Raw genomic sequence first — 18,661 nt, 5'->3', positions numbered from 1 at the left:
TCCTTTCCTTTCCAGCACATGACCAATGCCGAGAGGTCACCCGCGCGTTGTCGGCAGTTTCTGGATGAGTTCAGCCACCTTTGCTCCGTACGACTGGAGCCAGCCCGTCACCTCGGCCTCGTTGAACCGGCCGGGGTCGAAGGCGAAGTTGAGCGAGAGCGATCCGTCCAGCCGGTCGAAGGCGACCACCTCCAGCTCGCGCAGGACCCGGCTGCGCGGCATGGGCAGGCCGTGCGGACGCTCCAGGCCGGCGTCCTGGAAGTCGATCTGGTGGTAGCGCCTGCCGTGCGCGGCGCTCGGCTGCGGCTGGTTCTGGTAGATGAAGTGGATCGAGAAGACCTCGGCGAGCTGCTTGCCCGCGAACGGCTCCACCGATTCGATCAGGTCCGCAAAGGGGTACATCCGGTGCTTCGCGAGGTCCCGCATCCGCTCGCTGACCAGCGCGTGCAGCCCCTGCGCGGTACCGGCGTCGACGAGTGAGAGGCGCAGCGGCATCGGGCTGATGAAAACGCCCAGGCACTTGTCGTCCTCGCCGCCCTGACGGCCTGCGGTCGACGTGCCGATCAGCAGGTCGTCGCTCCCGGTGACCTCGGAAAGGAACTGGGCGAACGCGGTGAGCAGGACGTTGTAGACGGTGACGCGCTGGCCCTGCGCGTAAGTGCGCACCGCGTCGGCCTGCCCGGGGGCGAGCAGCAGGTTCACGTACCGGCTGGAGTCGCCGGTCCCGGCCGGCGAGCTCGGCGGCAGGGTCGCCGGGAGCCCCGTCGGGGCACCGGCGCCGCGGAAGACGGAGCGCCAGTGGTCCCGCGCTTCCTCGATCGCGCCGCCCGCGACGTACTCGCGCTGCTGGGTGGCGAACGCCTCGTACTGGGGAGCGGGCTCCAGTGTCGCGGGGTCCACGCCCTGCTCCAGCGCGTGGTAGACGCGCTCCAGGTCCTCGAACAGGAGCGAGATCGACCATCCGTCGGTGGCTATGTGGTGCAGGTGGCCGATGATCAGATGCTCGGTCGGCGACAGCGTGAGCAGTTCCAGCTCGAAGGGCACCTCGGACTCGAGGTCGAAGAACCGCATCGACCGCTCGACGGCGGCGTGGACCGCGGCGCGCACCTCGGCCTCGCTCAGGCCCTGCAGGTCCTGCGTACGCGTCGGGGGGCGCCAGTCGGTCAGGCTCCGCTGCAGGGGCGGGCTCCCCGGCTCGTACACGCTGCGGAGCACGGCGTGGCGGCGGCTCAGCTCCGTCAGCGCAGCCTCGAAGAGTCCGTGGTCGAGCTCGCCGGTCACCTCGAAGAACAGGTCTACGTTGCCCAATTGCTCCTTCGCCAGGCCGAACCAGCGCTCCTGGAGTCGGGAGGTGACGGTCACTCCGCTGCCGGTCCGCGCCGCGGGAGCGTGTTCGCGCTCCCGCTCCGGATCGCCGTGCTCGGCCTGGACCAGCTCCCGGAAGGCCCCGAAGTCCTCGGCCTCGAACAGCATGTGCGGAGCGAGCGAAATACCGAGCGCCGCATTGATCTGGGACACCAGGAGAATGGCCGAGATGGAATCCCCGCCCGCCTCGAAGAAGTTGGTGTCGTCGTCCACTTCGCAGCCGAGCATCGTGGCCCAGCCATCGCGTATGACCTTTTCGATCTGATCCACTGTTCCCACCCTAGGATTCGTTCGTGGTGTTGTGAACGGCGGCGCTTTCCTCACCGCACATGCGGGTCAGGGCCGCCAGGAATTCCCGGCCGAACCGGCGCATCGTGCTCTCCTCGAAGAGAGCCGTGGCGTATTCGATCCGGCAGTCGTAGCCGTCGTCCGACTCGTCCAGATAGAGCGTCAGGTCGAGCTTGGAGACCCGGCTCTCGACGTGCACGGGCGTGACGTCCGTGCCCCGCAGGGAGAACGCGGTGCCGTGCGCCTCGTCGTAGGCGAGCATCAGCTGCGGGGGCCGTCCGGCGACCTCGACGCGCGTGACGCTCGGCGCCGCGTACGCCCGCTCCAACGCCCCCCGGATCCCGTCGAGCAACTCCGGCACGGAAGCCCCCTGTGCCACCTCTACGTGCAGCGGGACCGTCCGCATGAAGCAGCCCATGACGTCGTCGGGCACTTCGTCGCCCCGGTTGGCGACGGGGATGGACACGGCGAACCTTCGCTGGCCCGTCCAGGAGGCGACGACGTCCGCGAAAGCGGCGCAGCACAGCGTGAACGGGGTCGTCCTCAGGCGCCGCGCCCGTCCCCTGGCACGTGCGGCCAGATCGTCCGGTACGGCGACCCGGAGCGTGGCACCGTGGCCGTCCGCCCGCTTGAGCCGCGGGCGGTCCGTGGGCAGTTGGGCGGGCGGGTACTGCTGTGAGGGAGTGGCGTGCGTAGCGGGCTCCGGCGCCGCCACCCGGGTCCGGCCCGCAGCGCCACGGGGCGCGGTAGCCTGCGAGCGGGTCGCGTACGCCGTGCTCAGCGAGGCAAGCAGGGGGCGCAGGGACTGCCCGTCGCAGACGGTGTGGTGGACCGTGAGGCTCAGTACGTGACCGGTGTCGCCGACGTCGAGGAGCAGGGCCCGCAGCAGCGGTCCGCTCGCCAGGTCGAAGGGCCGGGCGCCCTCGTCTCCGAGGTGGCGCTGGACGAGCTCCTCGCTCGTCCCGATGACATCGACCTTCACGGACCGGGCGGCGGGCCCGCTCTCGGTGAGCCGCAGCGCACCGCGCTTGTGCTCGAACCCGACCCGCAGGGCACGGTGTTCCCGGACCACTTCGTCGAGCGCGCGGGCCAGGCGTCCGATGTCCAGCGCGCCCCGGATCCGGAAGGCCAGCTGGATGTTGTAGAGCCCTGGGGCGGAGGTGCACTTCTCGTGCAGCCACATGGCCGCCTGAGTCTCGGATGCCAGGTCGATACCGACGCCGTCGGCAGCTGCCGGCCCCTGCTCCGCGGCCTCCGGCTCGGCCGCCGCCCGGCCCACCGCGCGCGCCAGCGACTCAATGGTGACGGCCCGTGCGAAGTCACCGCGCCGCAGCCGCACCCCGTATGCGGCGTTCACCCGGGCGATCACTCGCATCAACGCAAGGGAATGGCCGCCGAGTTCGTAGAAGTCGTCCAGAACGCCGAAGTCGCGCTCCCGCAGGACCTCGCGCCAGATCCCCTCGACCCGCTCCTCGACCCCGTCGCGCGGAGCCACCCCACCGGACCGCACGCCGTGCTCGCCGGGCTCGGGCAGCAGCCGGTGGTCGGTCTTCCCGCTGGCGGTGCGAGGGAACTCCGGCAGAACAGTGAACGTCGACGGCAAGGCGTGCGAGGGCAGGTCTCGCAGCATCCGGGTGCGCAGCTCACCGGCATGGGGCGGCGTGCCGGGCGCTTCGGGCACCACGTACGCGGCCAGCTCGCTCTCGCCTCCGCGCACCCACACCCGCACGGCGGCGTCCCGCACCCCGGCGCACTCCTTGAGCACGGCCTCCACGCCCTCGGGTTCGACGCGGAATCCCCGGATCTTGACCTGGCGGTCGCGTCGGCCCAGGTGGTGCAAGGTGCCGTCGGGGGCGACACGCACGAGGTCCCCGGTGCGGAAGACGGTGGTGCCCGTGGCCGGATGGCCGGGCAGGAAGCGGTCGGCCGTGAGCTCGGGCGCGTTCGCGTACCCATTGGCCAAGGACGGCCCGGCCAGCAGGAGTTCACCGCTCACCCCGTCGGGCACGGGCTTCAGGTCCTCGTCGACGACGAGGACTCGGGTGCCGCGAATGGGGCGCCCGATCGGAACGCGCGCCTCGCCCGCTGCGTTCTCGTCGTCGAGCAGCTCCCGGGTGTCGTACGTCGTCACGTCGGCGCAGGACTCGGTCAGCCCGTACTGGTTCAGCAGCGTCCGTCCGGGCAGGGCCGCGTGGAACAGGTGCGCGAGGTCACGGTCGAGGGTCTCCCCGCTGCACGTCCAGATCTCCAGGGCGGGCAGGCGGGCGCCCAGGTCCGCGAAGGTGGTCAGCAGCGCCCGCAGCAGCGACGGCACCAAGCAGATCCGGGTGACCCGGTGCTCGGCCAGAAGTTGGACGAGGAGGTCCAGGTCGAGCGAGGCGTGGGCGGGCGGCAGGACCACGGGTACGCCCTTCGCGAGCGAACCCCACACCTCCCAGAGGGAGTCGACGACCGACGGCGCCGTGTTCTGCACCGAGACGTCGCGATTGCCGAACGGCTGGGCCTCCCACATCCAGGTGCACCGGTTGAGGGTCGCGCCGTGCGAGCCGACCACGCCCTTCGGCCGCCCCGTCGACCCCGATGTGTACAGCACCCAGGCCGGGTCTTCGGGGGCCAGCGGCACCGAGACGAAGGCGTCGCCGTCCGCCGCTCCTTCCCCGGCGCCGTCCGCCCGCTGCCGCGCATCGCCGACGAGGCACCACGGCCGTCCCGTCGCACGCCCGGCCGCCTCGTCGGCGGTGACCACCGCTTTGACGTCGCTGTTGTCCAGGACGAAGGCCCGGTGGTGTTCCGGCGCGGTGGGGTCGACCGGGGTGTACGCGGCCCCGGCCTTCCACGCGGCGAAGGCAGCGACGACGAACTCGGCCGAGCGGGGCACCAGCAGCCCCACCACGTCGCCGGGTCCGACGCCCTGCGCGGCCAGTTCGCCGGCGAGCCGGCCCGCCGCCCGGTCCAACTGCCCGAGCGTCAGCCAGTGGGCGTCGTTCCGGCCCACCGCGAGCACGTCGGGGCTCGTGCGCGCGCGCTGTTCGACGAGATCCCGCAGCAGTGCGGCAGTCTCGCTCATGACTCAACCTCATTCCGGGCTACGTGTCGGTTCGTTGGACGGGCCGCGGGCCCGGTCAGTCGGTGTCGGCGACCTTGGCGACCAGGAGGGCGATCCGCCGTGCGTACACGTCGAGTTCGCTGACGGCCACGTACTCGCCGTCGGTGTGGGCGCCGTGGCTGTCCAAGCCGCCAGGGCCGCAGACGACCGTGTAGTCGGCCGCGTCCTGGCCCCAGATCGCGTCGCTGGTGAAGGCCTCGTCGAGCTGGTCGCCCGCGAGCCGATCCAGGCCGCACTCGGCGAGCAGTGCCTCGTGCTTCGGCGACCGGTTGCGCAGCGACGGCAGGCCCTGCTTCAGCCACCGCCAGTGCAGTACGTCACCGAGACCGCCCGCCCACTCACGTGCGAACCGGCTCGGTCCGTACTCCGCCTTCACCCGCTCCACGGATGCGGCGAGGATCGCCTGGACCCGTTCGTGGACCACCTCGGCGTAATGCGTGTCGCAGTAGGCGAAGTTGACGAGCAGGCGCCCGCTTCCGTACACGCGGTTGTGCTGAAGGCCGGTGTGCAGTCCGGCGACACAGCACTTGATGTCCCGGTTCTCCACCAGGTCCTTCAGACCTGAAGCGAGGTCCGTCGCAGCGGCGGCGAGGACGAGCGTGGCGTTGGCGTTCTCGTACGGGAAGTCGTCCGTGCTGTCCGGCGCGTCCATCGTGACTTCGAGCGTCATCGTCGCGAAAGACGTGTCGTGGACGAGCAGGCCGGTCGGCTCGGCGAACACCAGCAGCGTGGCCTTGTCCCGCTTCGCCAGCGCCGGCTTGGTGCCGTAGCACCCCATCGCTCCGCCCTCTTCGCCCGGTACGGAGAGAATGACCGTACGGACTTTTCGGGCGAGTTCCGGATTCTGTCGGTATGCGTACGCTACACCGCAGACCACGGCAATTCCAGGGCCTTTGTCGTCGACCGCGCCCCGCGCGTGAATGACGCCGTCCCGGTATTCGACGGGAAGGTGTGGGGACACCGTGTCCACGTGGAAATTGATGACGACCGTCTTCTCGGCGTCGGCGTCACCGATGCTCGCGGCGACGACCGGCTGGTCGCTCAGCCACCCCTCGGCCCCCGCATGCTCCCGCACCAGCACCGGGGTATGCGGGTCCGCGAGCAGCGCCGTCACGTCGGCGGTCTCCCAGGAAACATCGAATCCCCGGTCCCGGGTGAATTCCGCGAACATCTCCTGCGCGCGCCGCGTCTCGGCCGGGTCTCCACCCTCCAGAGGGCTCACGCTGGCGGTGTCGAGAAACCGCAGAAGGAACTCGATCGCGTCGTTGTCCATCATCACGTGGCCAGACTTTCTATGCATGCGGCGACGCTCTTGTACAGCGCTTCGCCGTCCTCGCACTGAATTCCCAGGTGCGGCTGCACCAAGAGGTGCGGTTCCAGGCTCAGCGTCATTTCGGGGTATTCGCTCAGGACGACCGCGAGCGTTTCCTCGACGCGGCCCCTTCCCTCGCCGGGCAGGCAGGGCACGGGCTCGCCCTCGCGCAGTCGCGCGTCCTTGATGTGCGCGTGCCTCACGTACGGGAGGACCGCCTCGGCCATCTCGACGGAGTCGTAGCCGTACCAGACGCCGTTGCCGGTATCCATGAGGAAGGCGAGGTGCTCGTCACCGGCTTCCCGCATGAGCAGTCCCGCCGAAGCCGCGTCCCGGCCGCCCCAGCCGACACAGTTCTCGTGCAGGAAGCGGCGGTCGTAGCTCTTGGCCAGGTCCCGCAGGGCGAGCAGCCGGTACACCGACTCGGCGTGCCACGCCTCCTCGGTCAGGTCCGCCTGCCCGTACGACATCACGCGCACCGACGGCGCACCGAGCAGGCAGGCCAGCTCCAGCCACCGCTCGGCCGTCGCCAGGTCCTCCTCCAGCGTGGTGGCGGCGATGCTCCCGGCGCCGACCGGGCTGTCCAGGGCGACGACCGAGAGCCCGGCGTCCTTCAGGGAGCGGGCCATGGCCTCGACCTCGGGCCACGCGTGCGCGCCCAGGGAGCGGCCTGCGACCGAGCGGAGCTCAATGCTCTTCAGGCCCAGGGCCTTGGTGTTGGCGATCTGCTGCTCCCAGGTGAAGCCGCACTCGTCGCCGATGACGGAGAGCCGGTCGCGCCAGCCTTCGTTCAGCACGCCGTGCCCTTCGCGCCTTCGTCGCCCTCGGCGGCGATCCGGCCGAGCAGCAGCCGGGCCTGTACCTCGTCCATCCGGTTGTTGAAGCCGACCTGGGCGTGCAGATAGGTACCCAGGCCGTCGCGCCCGTGGTTGCGCAGGACGCGCAACCTCTGGGCGGTCCGTTCCGAGCAGGCGACGATGCCGAAGTCACCGGCGCCGTATGCGTAGTCGTGCGCCGTGTGGACGACCACCGCGTCCGCCGCGGCGACCCGCTGGGCGGCCCACTCGAGACGTACGAGCGAGGTGAACTCCCGGATGTCCACGACCTCGACGGTGCCGGCCGTGCCGGGTCCCTGAGGAACCTCCGCGTTCACCGCCAAGTCCCGTACAAGAATTGCCTCTTGAGTCGGACTCTCCTCGGTCCACAGCGCGCTCGCCTGCTGGACCAGGCGGTCCTCGCCCTCGACGAGGGCCCGCACCGCGGCACCGGCGTCCGGGGTCACGGTCAGCGGCGCTCCCGCGAGCCCGGCACGGCGCACCAGCATCAGGCCCACCGGGCCGCTGCTCACACAGACCGCGCTCTTGCCCGTGACCCCGCTGACGTACTCCTCCAGCGCACGCACGTGCGGGCCGACGATGAACGACTCGTCGCGCACCGCGGCGTCCATGTACGCGACGACCGTTCGGGCCAGGTCACGCCCCGCGGTAGAAGTCGACGATGCTGTCGCAGACATGTGCTGCCTCCTCTTCCAAGAGATCCGAATACAGCGGGAGGGCCAGTACACGGGTGGACGCGGCCTCGGCGACCGGCACGGGCTGCGCGCAGTCCGCCACGTCCGCCAGGCAGCCCTGCCGGGACAGCGGCAGCGGGTAGAAGATCTCCGTCGTGATGCCACGGGCCTTCAGGTGGGCCTGAAGCCCGTCGCGGCGGTCGAACTCTCCGACGTAGACGTAGCCGACGTCCTCGGGCGACAGCCGCGGCAGTTGCCGTACGCCCTCGATGCCGCGCAGGCGCCCGTCGTAGTACGCGAACAGCTCCCGGCGCCTGTCCTTGAAGCCGTCGAGGAGCGGCAGGCAGGCCTGGACGACTGCCGCCTGGATCTCGTCGCACCCGTACACGCTCGCCGATCCGTCGCGGCGCCCCAGAATCGTGTCGAACTCGGCGAGTTGGTCCGGATCCGTGGCGATGACCGCCCCGGCGTCGCCGAGCGCGCCGATGGTCTTGCTGGGGAAGAACGAGAGCACTCCGCCGCGCGCGGCCGTGCCCGCCACGCGCCCGGCCCGGCTCATGCCGATGCCCTGCGCGCTGTCCTCGATGAGGAGCAGACCGCGGTCCTCGCAGAGGGCGGCGAGGCGCTCCATGTCCGCCATGGTCGTGAACAGGTGGACGGCGAGGACGGCCTTGGTACGCTCGGTGACCGCCTTCTCGACCGCCTCCGCGGACACCGTGTAGGAGTCCGGCCGGATGTCGACGATGACGGGGCGGGCGCCCACGTGGATCACCGCGGCGACCGAGGCGAAGAAGGTGTACGCCGGGACGATCACCTCGTCGCCGGGGCCGACGCCCTGCTGTCGGAGCAGTACGAGGAGCGCGTCCGAACCGCTGGCGGTCATACGGACCCCGGCGCAGCCGAGCCGCCGGGCCAGCTCCTGTTCGACCTCGCGCACCAGGACGCCGTCGACGGGGAGGCCCTTGTCGACGCTCCGGGCGATGTTGGTCTCGACGGTCTCGCGCACCTGCCGCCAGGTCGTCGAGTTCCTGAAGAACGGTACGTTCGTCACGGCGCACCCGCCCGGCGCCGTGCGGCTTCCAGTACGTCTATGCAATGCACGTGCATGTCCACGTTGAATCTGGCCTGACCTTCCGCCGGCCCCGCCGTGTAGGCGGAGACCAGGCACTCGGTGAGGGGGCGGTCCGGGATCTCGTGGATCCGCCCCGTGCTGTCCTGGTAAAAGCTCGACCTGTCTTCCTTGGAGCGCGGGAGGTCGACCCGCAGGTCGCCGCGGGAACAGGCGACGCGCAGGCGCCTGGTCCGCAGTTCCTTGTCGAGGTGGCCGACGAGGGTTCCCATCACGCCGCTGCGGTGTCTGACGACCACGTGCGCGCCGCCGGCATGGGGCAGTTCGCGGTCGCCGGCCCGCAACGGCCGTGACGAGGCGTGGACGACGTCCTCTATCTCGCCGAACATCCAGATCGCGGCGAGCACCTGGTGCGGCAGCTCCACTTCGAAGGCGCTGCTGTGGCTCGTGTTCGACAAGGTCCGCCCCACGCGGTCCTTGGACTGCTCGAACTCGTAGTGCAGGGGCTTCCCGGCCACGGTCAGGTCGTGGCGCAGACGGTCCACGCCCGACGAGAAGTTCCAGATACCCACCGGGTAGAGCGAGGCGCCCGCACCCGCGCACGCCTTCGCCATCCGGCGTGCGGTGTTGCCGTCCGTCGTCAGGGGCTTCTCGACGATGATCCGCTTGCCGCCCAGTTCGAGGATCTCCTCGACCACGGCCGCATGGTCGGCGGGCGGGACGGTCACGTGGAAGACGTCGGACGAGGTGGTCCTGGGGAGGTCCTGGAGGGTCGCGTAGACCGGCAGGTCAGGAGTCTCGGGGCCACGGGGGTCGACCGCTACGATCTCGTCTACCGCGTGCCTGAGGGCGGATTCCTCGATGGCCGTCCGGTGCAGGTTCCGCGCCGCGTGCCCGTAGCCGACGAGGACGGTCCTCATGGGCGCTCGCCGAGGGGCAGTGCGCAGAAGAAGCCCCCCACGTAGCGCTGACCGAGGTCGGCCGACAGGTCCCCGGAAGCCTTCGCCAGCATCTCCTCGGCGAACACCTCCGCGTCGTCCTGCGGTACGTATCCGATCTGCCTGCCCTCGTCGAGCGACCACCAGCGTCGGGTGTTGTCGGAGACGCCCCACACGACGTGGAAGCCCTCGGCCCGCAGCGACGCCTCGACCAGCCGCACGCAGTCCGCCGGGGAGAGCCAGGTGGACAGGGACCGGACGTCGAACGGTTTGTCATAGCAGGTCCCGACGCGCAGGCAGACCACGTTCATGCCGAACCGGTCGTGGTAGAGGGCGCCGAGCGACTCCAGAGCCGCCTTGCTGAACCCGTAGTAGGTGTCCGGCCGCGCGGCGATGTCGCCCGGCAGTTCACCCGCACCCCGCTCCTGGAACCCCGCGGCATGGTTGCTCGACGCCAGTACGACCTGCTGGACGCCCTCCAGGCGCGCGGCTTCCAGGACCGTACGCGTCCCGTCGATGTTGACGTCGACGATCCGCTCCCAGCTGTCCTCGTCGGTGATGCCCGCGAGGTGGACGACGGCGCTCGCGCCGCGCATCACGGCCCGCATCGCGTCCAGGTCGGTGACGGACGCCTGCTCGCAGCCCTCGTCCGGAGCGCTGTCCGTGAGCCGCAGCGGCTGCCGCAGGCCCTGTCGCAGCATCCGGCCCATGTTCCCGGCCGCCCCGGTGATGAGTACCGGTTGATCCATAGCTTTCCTCACCCGCTTGTCGGTCGGCTCAGCCCAGGACGACCTGGGAGCGGAACCACTCGTTGATCTCGTGAAGCCTCTTGACGACGTCGTCCTCTGTGGCGCCACGCACCACGACCTCGCCGATGTGCACGTCGGACGCGGCGGTCGGCGCATCGACCCGGTGGCCGGCGCCCACCATGGGGCGGCCCGAGACCACCCCGTCCTGCGCGAGGATCTCCGCGCGGTCGGGGATGGCGCGTACGGTGCCGGCGCCCGCGGCCATCAGCAGGGCGTAGCCGTGCACCTCGTCGGAGGGCGCGGCGGTGACGAGGCCCGAGCCTCCGAACATCGTCTTCGCCCACTCCAGGTGGAGGTCGACGCCGAAGTGTGCGGAGACCAACTGGTCGATGGGACCGCCGCCGACGCGTCCGGCGCACTCGCTGAAGGTCACTTCGTCGCCGTGTACGAAGACCTCCATGTGGAAGACCCCGTCCCGGTGGCCGAGAGCAGCCAGCGAGGCGCGCGCCAGCGAGCGGACCTTCTCGTACAGGGACGTGTACTGCGCGGGGCGCAGGGCGATGCTGCCGGACACGACGCCGGAGCGGAGCTCGATGACGTTCTGGAGGTACCGGCTGATGCCGAGGAAGAGCAGTTCGCCGTCGCGGACGATTCCGTCGACGTGGTGTTCGGCACCCCTGACGAACTCCTCCACCAAGAACGGCCCGCTGAATCCGGAGGTGCGGAACTCGTCGATCGCGTGGTCGAATTCCTGCTCGTCCCGTGCCACGTAGGTGTTCGCACACGAGGCGCCCAGAATGGGCTTGATGACCACCGGGCACTGGGCCCGCACGCTGTCCAGCGACACGAGGTCGGAATGAATGCGACAGCCCGCGACTGGAATACCTGCCTCCGCTATCCGATTCTTCTGCAGGTACTTGTCCCGCAGCAGAACAGCCGTCGACGGCTTTATCGGGCTCGATTCCGCACCGAGGAGCGCCGTGGCGACGAGGGAGAACTCCTGCTGGCTACAGACGGTGTCGAAATCGGAGGGGCTGAGGCCCTCTCGCTGAAGAGCGCACAGGATCTCTTCCACATCCGTGCAGTCGGAGACCAGAACGGCGCTCTCGACTTCGGCCTGGTCCCCGAACCGGGCATGGATGTCGGGGGTAGCCACACACCACACCCTGGCGCCGAGTTCGCGCAGCGCACTCAGGGTGGCGACCCTCCAGCCGATGAGGAGGACCTTCCGTGCTGGTACGGCTCGATGATCTTCACAGCCAACAGCTACCACGCTGAACTCCCAGAGAGTGGAAAACGACTACGGCCAGTCCGGGCCCGAATGGAGATTCCAGACGTACCGACGCACCTTCGAGCTCGCCCGGCCGGGCGGTGCGGAAATGCGGCGGACTGCGTCGAGGCGAGCGAACCGGCCGCCTCCATCAATCCTGGACTTCGCGAAGTGCGGCGTCACGCTTTCGGGCTGGCACCTCCCGGCCATGGCCTCCAGAGGCCATGGCCCACTGCCTGCCGGCTCCCCCGCGGCACCGGTGGCGCAGGGGATGGACTACCTCCCCGGCACCCCCGGCACCGGGGTTTGGCCTCTGGAGGCCATGACCTATAGGTGCCAGCCCGAAAGCGTGACGCGGCATCCCGCGGCAAACAGGATTGGGTCCACACAGCCCGATCATGCGAGGTCGAGAGTGAATCGATACATCAATAACGTCTTTCGAGTGACGTTCCTTTCCGCACTCTTCGCCATTCCGGCGGTCTACGTCACCCAGGCACCGGCCCAGGCGCCCGTCCAGGTCTCCGCCCAGACGCAGGCCGACGGCGCCACGGAGCCCGCTCCGCCTGGCAACTGGGCCTGGGACTGACGGTGTTCGCTGGGTCGTGTCGGAACGACCCAGCCTGCGCTCCCCGGGAACACGGCCCGGCGGCCTTCCCCGTCTCGATCCGAACCGCAGCAGCCCATCGCGGCTTCCGCGGTCACCGACCACTCCTTCTAGGACGCTTCGTGAGCAATGCCCTCGAACTCCAGCTCGCCCTGCGGGACTTCCCAGATCAAGCAGCGTTCTGGCAGCGACGCCGGACCACCTGGGCCGAGCCCACGGCACTGGTCCGCGACCACTTGCGCGAGCACGCCGGCGGCCGTCCCGCCGTCACCGCGGCGCTCCCGGACCACGCGGCCCTCGCCGCCCGGTCCCTGACCTCCGGCGATCCGCTGCTGCCCCGGGTGCTCGGCGGCTCGGTACTCGCCCTGCTCGCGGCGCGCGCCACCGACCGGGACGAGGTGACCGTATTCCTCCCGCTGCCCGACGCGGCGACGGGCGGCGACCTGGCGGTCCCCGTGACCGTTGCACTGATGGACAGCCTCACCGGGGAGGACCTGCTCGGCGCGGTCCACGGTGCCCTCGAGGAGGCGTCGGCTCACCTGGACATACCGCTGCACACGCTCCTGGACGCGGAAGAGACCCGCCCCACCGATCTGATGCTGGCTGTCGGCGGCGACCTCACCGAGGAGGACGCCGCCGCCCGCGGCTGCCCGCTCCTGCTCGACCTGCACCTTGAGCAGGAGGGCGGCTGCGCCGGGGTCGAACTGCGCTATGATGCGCGGCTGTTCTCGGGCGCCACCGCCCACCGCCTGGCCGAGTCCTTCGTCGAGCTCCTCGGCCTGCTGCTCAAGGACCCGACGCAACCCGTCGCCGCCCTCATCCCCGCAACTGACAACGAACGTGCCCTGATCAGCGGTGAGTTCAACGCGACGTCGGCGGCCTTTCCGGCGGACCGCACCCTGCACGGCTTCCTGGAGGAGCGGGCCGCCATCACGCCCGACGCCGTGGCCATCGCGGATGACGGCACGACCTACGCCCAGCTGAACGCGGCCGCCAACCGCCTCGCCCGCACCCTACGGTCCCAGGGGATCGGCGCGGGCGACGTGGTCGGCGTCTGCGTCCCGCGCTCGCCCCGCATGCTCGTGGCGGTGTACGCAGCACTCAAGGCGGGTGGCGCCTACCTGCCGGTGGACCCGACGCTGCCGGCGAACCGCATCGACTACATCCTCGACCACAGCGGCACCTCGGTGGTCGTGGTGACCGGCGAGACCGCGCACATCGCGACGGGCCGCACGGCGGTCCACGCGGACGACCCTGCACTGGACACCGCGGACCCCACCGACCTGGAGGCCGTGAGCGGCCCCGAGGACCTGGCGTACGTCATCTACACCTCGGGCTCCACCGGCCGACCCAAGGGCGTCATGGTGGAGCACCGGGCCATCGTCAACCGTCTGTGGTGGATGCAGCGCGCCTACCCGCTGAGCCCGGACGACGTCATCCTGCACAAGACGCCCTTCACCTTCGACGTCTCGGTGTGGGAGATCTTCTGGTGGTCGCTGGCGGGTGCCTCGGTCGCCACCCTGCCCGGCGGCGACGAGAGGGACCCGCAGCGGATCTCCCGGCGGATCGCCGATGCCGGGGTCACCACGATGCACTTCGTTCCCTCGATGCTGCACGCCTTCCTGCTGTACGCCACGGTCACGAGCGACATGCCCGACCTCTCCTCGCTGCGCAGGGTGTTCGCGAGCGGCGAGGCACTCGCGGTGAGCCACAGCGAGGCGTTCACGCGCCGGCTCGGCTCCTTCGCGCAACTGGTCAATCTGTACGGCCCGACGGAGGCCGCCGTGGACGTCACCTACCAGGCCTGCGCCGACATCGACACCACCCGCTCGGTCCCGATCGGCCGTCCGATCGACAACATCCGGCTCTACATCCGTACGAGAGCAGGCCGGTTGGCGCCCGTGGGCACCCCGGGCGAGCTCTGCATCGCCGGAACCGGCCTGGCCCGGGGATACCTCAACGCGCCCGAGCTGACCGAGGAGCGGTTCGTCCCGAACCCCTTCGAGGGCGCGGGCCGCCTGTACCGCACGGGCGACCTGGCGCGCTGGCTGGACGACGGCACGATCGAGTACCTCGGCCGGATCGACACGCAGGTGAAGGTCCGCGGCTACCGCATCGAGCTGGGCGAGATCGAGCACATCGCGGCAGCCTGCCCCGGAGTGGTCGACTGCGCGGTCACCACCTCGACGAACAAGGCCGGCGCCGTCTCCCTGGTCGCGTACGTGGTCCCGGGCCCGGACTACTCGCAAACCCGCCTGCGCGAGGCGCTGGCAGCGGACCTGCCCGCGTACATGGTTCCGCGCCAGGTGGTCGAGGTGGACGGGATCCCGACGAACCACAACGGCAAGCGAGACCTGAAGGCGCTGACGCGAGCCTGATCCGGAACATGGCTGTGTCCCGCACGTCGACGACGTGCGGGACACAGCCATGCCACGCCCCGGGAGCCCCGCAGGCCCACGGAGCCGTGACCCCGCCATCGGCGACGAACGGTTCCCAGCGCCTCAGAAACCCTCGGGGTCATCGACCTCGTCACCGGCGACGAACAGCTCGGCCACGGCAAGGACCCCGAGGTCGAGGTCCCCCGCGCAGGAGACGAGACGCCAGCCGTCCAGCCAGGACCGGCGGAGCCAGCGCTCCCAGGCCGCCAAGGCCACGCCCTCCGCGCCCAGCAGGTCCCTGGCCATCACGAAGGTCATGGCGACGACGTACGGCGGCGCCGGGACGAGCGTCACGTGCTCGACCCCGGGCTGCGCATCACACCGAAGCCACGAGGCCACCGCGTCACGGGGCCCCTGCCCAACGCGCGGTGCGCTCTCTTCCGGCTGCAGGACGACCTTGATGGCATACACACAGAGACCTTAGGTCTTCGCCCCCTCGACGGCGGTGAGCGGATCGGGGCCGCCTGGTGCCATGTCACGAGGCGGCCAGCGATCACCGCACGCATCCCGCACAGCAGGCGCCGCCGAGCAACGGGCAATCCCAACAACGGAATTGGCGGTGCCGAGGCAAATCGCCGCGCTTTGCCCGGCTCGTCCCCGTTCCGATTCTGCGGGCTTCCTCAGGGCACGTCCCGCCGCGTGGCAGCCCTCCACCTGAATGAAGGCCAGTTCCAGCTTCAGCGCATCCGGGCGATCGACAATGACATCGTTCAGTCGCAGCGTCGCGCGATCCTGCCACAAGATCAAATCGACCGGACCTGGGGATGGACCCCAGCCCTGCGGCCGCAGCGCGGGCAGCCGGATCAGGGCGCCGGGATCATCGGAGGGTTGAGGCGGGCGAAGGCCTCCTGCCGCTCGTAGGGGAAGTACGGGTACGGCGCCGGCCGGTGGCTCGCGGCGTCGAGGCGGGCCACCTGTTCGGGATCCAGGCTCCAGCCGATCGCGCCGATGTTCTGCCGCAGTTGTGCCTCGTCACGCGCGCCGATGATGACGGAGGACACCGTGGGCCGCTGCAGCAGCCAGTTGATGGCCACCTGCGGGATCGTCCTGCCGGTCTCCCGCGCGACCTCGTCGAGGGCGTCCACGACGTCGAAGAGGTGCGCTTCCTCCACCGGCGGGCCGTAGTCGGCGGTCTGGTGCAACCGGCTCTGCGCGGGCAGGGGTTGGCCGCGGCGCAGCTTGCCGGTGAGCCGGCCCCAGCCGAGGGGGCTCCAGACCATGGCGCCGACCCCTTGGTCGTGGCCGAGCGGCATCAGTTCCCACTCGTAGTCGCGGCCGACGAGCGAGTAGTAGACCTGGTGGGCCACGTAGCGGGGGAAGTCGTGGCGTTCGGATGCGGCAAGGGACTTCATCAGCTGCCAGCCCGCGAAGTTGGAGACGCCCACATGGCGGATCTTGCCGGCCCGCACCAGCTCGTCGAGCGTGGAGAGCACCTCTTCGACGGGGGTGGCGGCGTCGAAGGCGTGCATCTGGAAGAGGTCGATGCGGTCGGTGCCGAGCCGGCGCAGGGCATCCTCGGTCGCCCGGATCAGGCGCGCGCGGGAGGTGCCCGCGTCGTCGGGGCCGCCGCCCGTCGGCAGTCCGGTCTTGGTCGACAGGAGCACCTGGTCCCGGCGTCCCTTGATCGCCGCGCCGAGCACTTCCTCCGAGGCCCCGGCCGAGTAGACGTCGGCGGTGTCGAACATCGTGACGCCCGCCTCCAGGCAGATGTCCACGAGGCGGCGGGCCTCTTGGGCGTCCGTGGTGCCCCAGGCGCCGAACAGCGGGCCCTGGCCGCCGAAGGTGCCGGCACCGAAGCTCAGGGCGGGGACCTTGAGACCGGACGTGCCGAGCTGCCTGTATTCCATGACGAGACCCTCCAGAGAGCATTAATGGAACCGCAGAACCGTTAAGCTGGCCCCACCGTAGCAAGCGCGAGCCATTAATGGAACCGGAGTCCCGTTATGACTGTTGAGGGTGACGAGAGCACCTCGGAGCCGGGCACCGTCCGCCCCGGCGGCCGTACCGCCCGCGTGCGCGCGGCCGTCCTGGAAGCGGCCGGGGACCTGCTGGCCGACCACGGTTTCCACCAGCTGGACCTGGCCGAGGTGGCCCGGCGCTCCGGCGTGGGCAAGACCACGGTGTACCGGCGCTGGGGCACCGCCGCCGGCCTGGTCGCCGACCTCCTGGGCGACATGGCGGAACAGTCCCTGCCGCGGGTCGAGACGGGCTCGCTCCTGGAAGACCTGCGGGCCAATGCCGAACTGGTCCGGCGCACGCTGGCGGACCCGCGCCAGGGCGCGCTCTTCAAGGCGGTGCTGGCCGCTGCCACCACGGACGGGAGGACCGCCGAGGCCCTGCACCGCTTCTACGAGGTGCGCGTCGCGGAGTGGGCGCCCTGCGTCCACCAGGCCGTCGCGCGCGGCGAGCTCCCGGAGGGCACCGACGCCGCGGAGGTGATCCGCGCCGTCTCGGCTCCGCTGTACTACCGGCTCCTGACCACGGACGCCCCCCTCGACACCGCGGCCGCGCAGCGCGCCGCGGCCACCGCCGCGACCGCGGCCCGCGCAGGCGTGTTCGCCTGACGGCGCGAGCCGGTCGCCTCAGCGCATCTTGAGCGCCTGTCCGGGCGCGAGGGCCGCGGAGATCCGTTCGGCGATGACCTGGGCCGAGTTGCCCTCGGGACTCTTGGGGCCCTTCGTCACGGTGACGGAGATCGCGAGCTTCTCCGACGGCAGGTAGGCCTGTATGGCCGCGTAGCCCGAGAACGACGGGTTCGTCAGGATCCATCCGTTGACGACGATCACACCCAGCCCGAAGTGGTGGGCCGCCGTATTGGTCAGGAGGCACACACTGGCCGGGCAGGAGGACGTAGCGCGGCCCAGGCCGATGGTGCCCGGATCGAGCTGCGTCCGGAAGGACTTCGCGGACAGCAGCTCACCGGTCCCGATCGCACGCGCGGACCGGTCCAGGTCGCAGATGTTCTGTACGAGGACCGCTCCGGGAGCGGTGGTCCACGAGGGGTTCCAGAAGGTGGACTCCTCGTAGGTTCCGCGCTCGGAGCTGAAGGAGTGCAGGACCGGGTCCGGGATCTGCGGCGTGTACTGGTTGGTGGTCTGGCTGAGCCCGAGCGGTTTGATCACGCGCTCCGTGAGCAGCCGCTCCAGCGGGAGGCCGCTGATCTTCTCCAGCGCGGCGCCGAGGAGCGCGAAGTTGGCGTGCGAGTAGCTCCAGTTGGTCCCGGGCTCGTAGAGGAGCGGTTTGCCCGTCGCAATTCCGATGACCTCGGCCGGTGTCCATGGGCGGAACGGCGCCGCCTTGAGCTCGGCGAGGAAGGCGGGGTCCGTGACGTAATCGTGCAGACCCGACGTGGAGTTGCCGAGCATCCGCAGGGTGATCTCCGAGCCGTGCGGCAGGTCCGGAAGCCAGCGGGACACCGGGTCGTCGAGCGAGGCCCTGCCCTGCTCGACGAGTTGCAGCAGGACGACGCCCATGTAGACGATGGCCACGGATCCCGTGCGGAAATGCATCGACGGCTCGGCCGGGACGCCCGTCATCGATTGCCCGAGAGCCGTGGTGAGCACCTCGCGCTCGCCGGAGGAGACCCGCAGGATCACCGAGTTCAGACCGAACTCCCGCTGGGCCTGCTCGGCGATGGCGAGGACCTCCCGGGCCTCGCCCCGGGCGGGGCCGGGCGACCTGACGCAGTCCCCCGGCGCCGGCGCTGCCGATGCCGGGCCCGCAGCCGTTCCGGCCGGAAGGGCTGCGCCCATCAGGCCGGCGATGCACAGCAAGACCGTACGAGTACGCCTCACGCAGCCAGTATGGGCGGGCCCGGAGCGAAGCGCACTCGGTGGCCGACGCCGGCCGTACGTGGCGCATCGCGCATGCGGGAGGGGGTGTCCGTCCGGAGCGGACGAAAGGGCAACGAGGAATAACCACTCCTTGCCACTCTCAACTTATAGCGCACAGGGGGGCTTGCGGCAAGGCCCCGGTCGTGGCGCAGAATCGCGGTCCAAGGTCACAGCCTGCA

16 protein-coding genes are annotated in these 18,661 nt (G+C 70.4%); 3 read left to right on the top strand and 13 right to left on the bottom strand.

Annotation, left to right across the window (positions count from 1 at the left end):
• Positions 1-36: 36 nt before the first annotated feature.
• The 9 genes from ACZ7GJ_RS11580 to ACZ7GJ_RS11540 are packed head-to-tail and all read right to left on the bottom strand — an operon-like array spanning position 37 to position 11,493.
• Positions 37-1,635 carry a condensation domain-containing protein gene (locus ACZ7GJ_RS11580; RefSeq protein WP_470751026.1) on the bottom strand — a complete coding sequence of 533 codons (1,599 nt, stop codon included), beginning with the start codon at positions 1,633-1,635 and terminating at the stop codon, positions 37-39.
• Positions 1,636-1,645: 10 nt separating this feature from the next.
• Complete coding sequence (locus tag ACZ7GJ_RS11575) at positions 1,646-4,720, bottom strand: amino acid adenylation domain-containing protein (RefSeq protein WP_470751024.1); 3,075 nt, start codon at positions 4,718-4,720, stop codon at positions 1,646-1,648.
• Positions 4,721-4,775: 55 nt separating this feature from the next.
• A complete protein-coding gene (locus ACZ7GJ_RS11570; protein ID WP_470751023.1) occupies positions 4,776-6,059 on the bottom strand; it encodes a M20/M25/M40 family metallo-hydrolase in 1,284 nt (427 codons plus the stop codon).
• Complete coding sequence (locus ACZ7GJ_RS11565) at positions 6,035-6,868, bottom strand: sugar phosphate isomerase/epimerase family protein (RefSeq protein WP_470751021.1); 834 nt, start codon at positions 6,866-6,868, stop codon at positions 6,035-6,037. The genes ACZ7GJ_RS11570 and ACZ7GJ_RS11565 overlap by 25 nt, the downstream gene beginning before the upstream one ends.
• The gene (locus tag ACZ7GJ_RS11560; protein WP_470751020.1) at positions 6,862-7,518 is read right to left on the bottom strand and encodes a DegT/DnrJ/EryC1/StrS family aminotransferase; all 657 of its coding nucleotides are present in this window, start codon (positions 7,516-7,518) and stop codon (positions 6,862-6,864) included. Before ACZ7GJ_RS11560 ends, ACZ7GJ_RS11565 begins: the two co-directional genes overlap by 7 nt.
• Positions 7,519-7,543: 25 nt before the next feature.
• Entirely contained in the window at positions 7,544-8,632 is a 1,089-nt protein-coding gene (locus ACZ7GJ_RS11555) for a DegT/DnrJ/EryC1/StrS family aminotransferase (RefSeq protein ID WP_470751019.1), read from the bottom strand.
• Positions 8,629-9,570 carry a Gfo/Idh/MocA family protein gene (locus ACZ7GJ_RS11550; RefSeq protein WP_470751018.1) on the bottom strand — a complete coding sequence of 314 codons (942 nt, stop codon included), beginning with the start codon at positions 9,568-9,570 and terminating at the stop codon, positions 8,629-8,631. The genes ACZ7GJ_RS11555 and ACZ7GJ_RS11550 overlap by 4 nt, the downstream gene beginning before the upstream one ends.
• The gene (locus tag ACZ7GJ_RS11545; RefSeq protein ID WP_470751016.1) at positions 9,567-10,337 is read right to left on the bottom strand and encodes an NAD-dependent epimerase/dehydratase family protein; all 771 of its coding nucleotides are present in this window, start codon (positions 10,335-10,337) and stop codon (positions 9,567-9,569) included. Before ACZ7GJ_RS11545 ends, ACZ7GJ_RS11550 begins: the two co-directional genes overlap by 4 nt.
• Before the next feature lie 28 nt (positions 10,338-10,365).
• Positions 10,366-11,493, bottom strand: coding sequence for an ATP-grasp domain-containing protein (locus ACZ7GJ_RS11540; protein WP_470751015.1), 1,128 nt, complete (start codon positions 11,491-11,493; stop codon positions 10,366-10,368).
• A gap of 556 nt (positions 11,494-12,049) precedes the next feature.
• On the opposite strand from ACZ7GJ_RS11540, the gene ACZ7GJ_RS11535 reads away from it, so the two are divergent.
• Together ACZ7GJ_RS11535 and ACZ7GJ_RS11530 are read left to right on the top strand one after the other, a co-directional pair.
• Positions 12,050-12,193 (top strand): hypothetical protein, encoded by a 144-nt coding sequence (locus ACZ7GJ_RS11535; RefSeq protein ID WP_470751014.1) that lies wholly within the window; start codon positions 12,050-12,052, stop codon positions 12,191-12,193.
• A 140-nt stretch (positions 12,194-12,333) separates the two neighbouring features.
• Positions 12,334-14,589, top strand: coding sequence for a non-ribosomal peptide synthetase (locus tag ACZ7GJ_RS11530; protein WP_470751013.1), 2,256 nt, complete (start codon positions 12,334-12,336; stop codon positions 14,587-14,589).
• A gap of 123 nt (positions 14,590-14,712) precedes the next feature.
• On the opposite strand, the gene ACZ7GJ_RS11525 is transcribed toward ACZ7GJ_RS11530, so the two are convergent.
• From ACZ7GJ_RS11525 to ACZ7GJ_RS11515, 3 genes are all read right to left on the bottom strand, one after another.
• Entirely contained in the window at positions 14,713-14,943 is a 231-nt protein-coding gene (locus ACZ7GJ_RS11525; protein WP_470751011.1) for a hypothetical protein, read from the bottom strand.
• A 126-nt stretch (positions 14,944-15,069) separates the two neighbouring features.
• Positions 15,070-15,396: a hypothetical protein gene (locus tag ACZ7GJ_RS11520; RefSeq protein ID WP_470751010.1), complete on the bottom strand. Its 327-nt coding sequence runs from the start codon at positions 15,394-15,396 to the stop codon at positions 15,070-15,072.
• Positions 15,397-15,452: 56 nt separating this feature from the next.
• Positions 15,453-16,496 (bottom strand): aldo/keto reductase, encoded by a 1,044-nt coding sequence (locus ACZ7GJ_RS11515; RefSeq protein WP_470751008.1) that lies wholly within the window; start codon positions 16,494-16,496, stop codon positions 15,453-15,455.
• 96 nt (positions 16,497-16,592) lie between these two features.
• Here ACZ7GJ_RS11515 and ACZ7GJ_RS11510 point away from each other — a divergent pair, with 96 nt between their 5' ends.
• On the top strand, positions 16,593-17,213 hold the full coding sequence (locus tag ACZ7GJ_RS11510) for a TetR/AcrR family transcriptional regulator (protein ID WP_470751007.1): 621 nt from the start codon (positions 16,593-16,595) through the stop codon (positions 17,211-17,213).
• A gap of 18 nt (positions 17,214-17,231) precedes the next feature.
• Here ACZ7GJ_RS11510 and ACZ7GJ_RS11505 read toward each other — a convergent pair whose 3' ends face one another.
• Positions 17,232-18,443 (bottom strand): serine hydrolase domain-containing protein, encoded by a 1,212-nt coding sequence (locus tag ACZ7GJ_RS11505; RefSeq protein WP_470751006.1) that lies wholly within the window; start codon positions 18,441-18,443, stop codon positions 17,232-17,234.
• Positions 18,444-18,661: the final 218 nt, after the last annotated feature.

Source organism: Streptomyces sp. NPDC037242, assembly GCF_055604165.1.
The sequence above is the reverse complement of the archived record's forward strand: the minus strand, read 5'-3'. Positions and strand labels throughout refer to the sequence as shown.

What these genes read in the sequence shown, in the direction of transcription:
- ACZ7GJ_RS11575 (WP_470751024.1), bottom strand. Translation starts at nt 4,720, where the DNA reads ATGAGCGAGACTGCCGCACTGCTGCGGGATCTCGTCGAACAGCGCGCG.
- ACZ7GJ_RS11570 (WP_470751023.1), bottom strand. Translation starts at nt 6,059, where the DNA reads ATGCATAGAAAGTCTGGCCACGTGATGATGGACAACGACGCGATCGAG.
- ACZ7GJ_RS11560 (WP_470751020.1), bottom strand. Translation starts at nt 7,518, where the DNA reads ATGGACGCCGCGGTGCGCGACGAGTCGTTCATCGTCGGCCCGCACGTG.
- ACZ7GJ_RS11550 (WP_470751018.1), bottom strand. Translation starts at nt 9,570, where the DNA reads ATGAGGACCGTCCTCGTCGGCTACGGGCACGCGGCGCGGAACCTGCAC.
- ACZ7GJ_RS11545 (WP_470751016.1), bottom strand. Translation starts at nt 10,337, where the DNA reads ATGGATCAACCGGTACTCATCACCGGGGCGGCCGGGAACATGGGCCGG.
- ACZ7GJ_RS11515 (WP_470751008.1), bottom strand. Translation starts at nt 16,496, where the DNA reads ATGGAATACAGGCAGCTCGGCACGTCCGGTCTCAAGGTCCCCGCCCTG.
- ACZ7GJ_RS11510 (WP_470751007.1), top strand. Translation starts at nt 16,593, where the DNA reads ATGACTGTTGAGGGTGACGAGAGCACCTCGGAGCCGGGCACCGTCCGC.